The 2,385-nt window shown below is 75.6% G+C and carries 3 protein-coding genes; 1 reads left to right on the forward strand and 2 read right to left on the reverse strand.

What is annotated here, in order from left to right:
• A partial coding sequence (locus AB0O29_RS35125) for an ABC transporter permease (RefSeq protein WP_365160286.1) occupies window positions 1-448 on the reverse strand: 448 nt, incomplete at its 3' end.
• Window positions 445-1,416, reverse strand: coding sequence for an ATP-binding cassette domain-containing protein (locus AB0O29_RS35130; RefSeq protein WP_365160289.1), 972 nt, complete (start codon window positions 1,414-1,416; stop codon window positions 445-447). The genes AB0O29_RS35130 and AB0O29_RS35125, both read right to left, overlap by 4 nt.
• A gap of 83 nt (window positions 1,417-1,499) precedes the next feature.
• On the opposite strand from AB0O29_RS35130, the gene AB0O29_RS35135 reads away from it, so the two are divergent.
• Window positions 1,500-2,225: a TetR/AcrR family transcriptional regulator gene (locus tag AB0O29_RS35135; RefSeq protein WP_365160292.1), complete on the forward strand. Its 726-nt coding sequence runs from the start codon at window positions 1,500-1,502 to the stop codon at window positions 2,223-2,225.
• Window positions 2,226-2,385 lie beyond the last annotated feature (160 nt).

The following is a 2,385-nucleotide window of genomic DNA, read 5'->3' on the forward strand; positions in this document are numbered from 1 at the left end:
GCCGTCGCGGACCGCCACCTGGGGCTCGCCACAGGCCACTGCGGCGGACAGGGCGGCGGTGTCGGGGCCTTCGGCGTCCACCAGCACGAAGCGGCACCAGCGACACCGCCGTGGTCAGCAGATCGGCGGCCGTCTGCCCCAGCGGGACGGCGGTGCGGCTCATCGGCAGGGTGCGGAACCGGTCCATCACCCCGCGGTGGGCGTCCTGCGCGGCGGTGAACATCCCGGTCATCAGGCCGTTCGCGGCGGTGGCGGCGAGCAGGCCGGGCACCAGGAACTCCCGGTACTCGGCGCCCGGCACGGCCATGGCGCTGCCGAAGACGTAGCCGAAGAACAGCAGCATCGTCACCGGCATAGTCTGGGTGAGGATCAGCAGGGCCGGGGCGTGCCGGTGCTTCTGTAGCCGGCGGGTGAGGACGGCGCCGCCGTCCGACAGCAGGGTGGTCACGCGGCCTTCTCCTTCTCGTCCGGGAGGGCGGAGGGGGTGCGGGTGAGGCGCAGGAACACCTCGTCGAGGGTGGGCGGGCGCAGGCTCGCGTCGGTCACCGGGATCCCGGCGGTGTCCAGCTCGCGGATGATCCGGGGCAGGGTGAGCGCGGTGTCCAGCACGGTCACGCCGACCGTCAGGCGCTCCTCGTCCAGGGCGGGCCGGCCGCCGGTGAGCCGGTCGAGGACGACGGCGGCCCCGGCGAGCGCGGGCGGTTCGGCGACGGTGACCTCGGCGCGGGCGCCGATCCGGGACTTGAGGACGGCGGGGGTGCCGGTGGCCACGGCCCGGCCCCGGTCGACGACCGTGATGTCGTCGGCGAGCCGGTCGGCCTCCTCCAGGTACTGGGTGGTGAGCAGGACGGTGGTGCCCTCGTCCGCCAGCTCTCGTACCGCCGTCCAGATCCCCTCGCGGGCCGCCGGATCCAGGCCGGTGGTGGGCTCGTCGAGGAAGAGCACGCGGGGGCGGGTCATCAGCCCGGCGGCCAGGTCCAGGCGCCGGCGCATCCCGCCCGACCAGGTCGAGGCGATCCGGTCGGCGGCCCCGGTGAGCCCGAAGCGCTCCAGCAGGGCGTCGGCGCGCTCGCGGCCGGGGCGTCCGCGCAGTCCGGCGAGACGGGCGAAGAGCCGGAGGTTCTCGCGGCCCGTCAGGTCCCCGTCGACGGAGGCGTACTGGCCCGTGACGCCGATGGCGCGGCGTACGGCGGCCGGGTCGCGGACGGTGTCGTGGCCGGCGACCAGGGCCCGGCCGGCGGAGGGCGCGGTGAGCGTGGTCAGGATCCGCACGGCGGTGGTCTTGCCCGCCCCGTTGGGGCCCAGCAGCCCGCACACGGTGCCCTCCGGGACGGCGAGGTCCAGCCCGCGCAGGGCGGACACCTCGCCGTAGTGCTTCTCCAGACCTTCACTAAGTACGGCGTACGTAGTCGTCATGGCTGCACCGTACCTCACTACGTACGGCGTACGTAACTAAGATGGTGGAGCGAGGGTCGCGAGACGACGAGGTGATGTGACCGATGGCAGCCGGCGGGCGTCCCGCTGAACCCGAAGTGATCTGGGCCCGCCCGCAGCGGGCCGGCCGCGGGCCCCGGCCCGCGCACAGCCGCGACTCGATCGCGGCCGAGGCGGTCCGGATCGCCGACGCGGAGGGGATCGAGGCGGTCTCGATGCGGCGCGTGGCCGCCGGGATCGGGGCCGGGACGATGTCCCTGTACAACTACGTCCCGCGCAAGGAGGACCTGTACGAGCTGATGGTCGACGCCGCCGGCGCCGAGTACGACCTGACGCCGCCGACCGGCGACTGGCGGGCCGACCTGCTCGCCCTGGCCCGCCAGACCCGGACCCTGATGCACCGCCACCCCTGGCTGCCCCGGCTGCTGAGCCCGGTCTACGGCTTCAGCCCGCACGCCCTGCGCTACCTGGAGCACAGCCTGGCCTGCCTGGAACCGCTGGAGGTGTCCGGGGGCGAGAAGCTGGAGCTGGTCGCCGCGATCAACGGCACGGTGGCCACCTTCGTGGCCGGGGAGCTGGCCACCGCCGAACGGGCCCGCTCACTGCCCTGGAGCGAGGCCGCCGAACAGGGCGTCCGCACGTCCTGGCTCGGCTCCCGGCTGGCGACGGGGGAGTACCCCCGCCTCGCGGCGGCCCTCACGGCGGGCGACCCGGTCCCGGGCGCGGGCCTGGACATGGCCGCCGTCTTCGACCGCGCGGTGTCGCGGCTGCTGGGGGCGTGGGGCGGCTAGCCGCTGCCGGTCGCAGCCGTCCGTCTGCCCGTCCGTCCGCCCGCCGGTCCGTCCGCCCGCCGGTCCGTCCGCCCGCCGGTCCGGCTGCCCGGCTGCGACCCGGGGCCGCCCCGGGTCGGTCGAGCGGCAGGGCTTCCGCCGGGCCCGTCCGGCCGTCCCC

The sequence above is a fragment of the Streptomyces sp. NPDC089915 genome, assembly GCF_040684675.1.
GTDB lineage: Bacteria > Actinomycetota > Actinomycetes > Streptomycetales > Streptomycetaceae > Streptomyces.

Coding starts and splice junctions, on each gene's coding strand:
- AB0O29_RS35130 (WP_365160289.1), bottom strand. CDS start 1,416: ATGACGACTACGTACGCCGTACTTAGTGAAGGTCTGGAGAAGCACTAC.
- AB0O29_RS35135 (WP_365160292.1), top strand. CDS start 1,500: ATGGCAGCCGGCGGGCGTCCCGCTGAACCCGAAGTGATCTGGGCCCGC.